The following is a 1,929-nucleotide window of genomic DNA, read 5'->3' on the forward strand; positions in this document are numbered from 1 at the left end:
CACCCGGCGAATTAAGCCAGCCTTTTGGCCTAAAACTGGAGCGACTTCGTCTGGAGGTACTCCGTCAGGCCGTGGGCGCCCAGTTCTCGCCCCACGCCCGAGCGCTTGTAGCCGCCGAAGGGGGCGAGGATGTTGAAGCGGCCGCCGTTGATGTCGACCTGCCCGGCGTCGAGGCGCCTGGCAAAGGCGGTGGCGGTGGCGTCATCGGCGGCCCAGACGGCGCCCGCGAGGCCGTAGTCGGTGCCGTTGGCGATGCGGACGGCGTCGTCCTCGTTCTCGTACTTGAGGATGGATACGACGGGGCCGAAGATCTCCTCCTGGGCGATGGTCATGTCGGGGGTGACGTCCGCGAAGACCGTGGGACTGACGTAGTAGCCGCTCTTCTGTCCCTCGGGGGGCTCGGCGCCGCCCGTGACGAGGCGGGCGCCCTCCTCGATCCCCTTCTCGATGTAGCCGCGCACCCGGTCCCGCTGCTTGGCGTTGACGAGCGGGCCCAGTCGGCTCTCCGCGTCGCGCGGGTCGCCGGGGGCGTACGTACGCGCCGCCTCCGCCGCGAGCGCGACGGCCTCGTCGTACTGGTCGCGGTGGACGAGCATGCGGGTCAGCGCGTTGCAGGACTGTCCGGAGTTGCGGACGACGTCGGCGACGTTGACGGCGACGGCCTTCGGCAGATCGGCTCCGGGCAGGATGACATTGGCGGACTTGCCGCCGAGTTCGAGCGCGACGCGCTTGACGGCGGCCCCGGCGATCGCGCCGATCTTCCGGCCGACGGCGGTGGAGCCGGTGAAGGAGACCAGGTCCACGCCCGGATGTTCGGCGAGCGCCTGGCCCGCGACCGCGCCGAGGCCGGTGACGAGGTTGAAGACGCCCGCCGGAATCCCGGCCTCCGCCGCGCACTCGGCGAAGAGCTGTGCGGTGAGCGGGGTGTCCTCGGCCGGCTTGACGACGATGGTGCAGCCGGCGGCCAGCGCGGGGGCGACCTTGTTGGTGATCTGGTGCAGCGGGTAGTTCCAGGGGGTGATCGCGCCGACCACGCCGACCGGTTCGAGCAGGACGGTCGAGTTGCCGACCTTCTCCTCGAAGGCGTAGTTCGCGGCCAGTTCGGCGTACGAGCCGGTGACCGCCACCGGGATGCCGACCTGAACCGCCTTGCTGAACGCGAGCGTCGAGCCCAGTTCGGCGGTGATCGTCTCGGCGATCTCGTCGGCGCGGGCGACGATCCGCTCGCGCAGCGCGGCCAGGCGCTCGCCGCGCTCGGCCGGGGCAGTGGCGGCCCAGCCGGGGAGGGCCGCGCGGGCGGCCCGTACGGCCGTGTCCACGTCCGCCGCGGTGCCGGCCGGCACGGCCCCGATCTCCTGCTCGTCGGCCGGGTTGACGACGGCGATGGTGTCCCTCCCCGCCGCCGGACGCCAGGCCCCGTCGATGTACATGCCGTCGTGCGCCTTCATTGCGTCGACCTCCCGTAGGTCTGCCGTGGATCTGCCGTGGATCTGCCGTGAGTCTGCGGGTGCGCGGGCCATCTGCCCGTCGGGGCCGGTCCGCGGGGCGCGTACGCCCACGACGAGGGTGCCACGCGCCGCCGCGCCTCGGACCGGCGCGATCGGGCCCGTACCGCAGCACTTCGGCCACCGGCCGGCGGCCGTACTCCGCGGCAGCGGCCCCAAGTCGCCGAGCCGGGTCGGGTCGAGTCGGGCTCAGTCGAGCGTCCGGGCCAGATAAGCGCGCAGCAGCGCCTTCGTCTCCGCCACGATCGCCGGGTCACCGGCCGGGTCCACGCGGAAGGCGAGGCGGAGCAGTGCGTCCGCGCTCTCGACGGCGACGAGGAAGGTGACGCGCAGCCGGGGGTCGGCCGCGTCGAGGCGGAGGCGGTCGGCGAGGAGGGTGCGGAGGCGGTCGGCGACGAGGTGGTTGGGTTCGACGGGGGCGGCC

Annotated in this window: 1 protein-coding gene and 1 pseudogene; both read right to left on the bottom strand. The window is 73.0% G+C overall.

All coding sequences use genetic code 11. The features are described from left to right. Positions 1 to 29 precede the first annotated feature (29 nt). A complete protein-coding gene (locus ACFU99_RS42140; protein ID WP_384403686.1) occupies positions 30 to 1,448 on the bottom strand; it encodes an aldehyde dehydrogenase family protein in 1,419 nt (472 codons plus the stop codon). Between the two features lie 246 nt (positions 1,449 to 1,694). After that, positions 1,695 to 1,929: pseudogene (locus ACFU99_RS42145) on the bottom strand (TetR/AcrR family transcriptional regulator); the annotation flags it as partial.

Origin of the sequence: Streptomyces sp. NPDC057654 (assembly GCF_042800135.1) — a bacterium.
GTDB lineage: Bacteria > Actinomycetota > Actinomycetes > Streptomycetales > Streptomycetaceae > Streptomyces.

Coding starts and splice junctions, on each gene's coding strand:
- ACFU99_RS42140 (WP_384403686.1), bottom strand. CDS start 1,448: ATGAAGGCGCACGACGGCATGTACATCGACGGGGCCTGGCGTCCGGCG.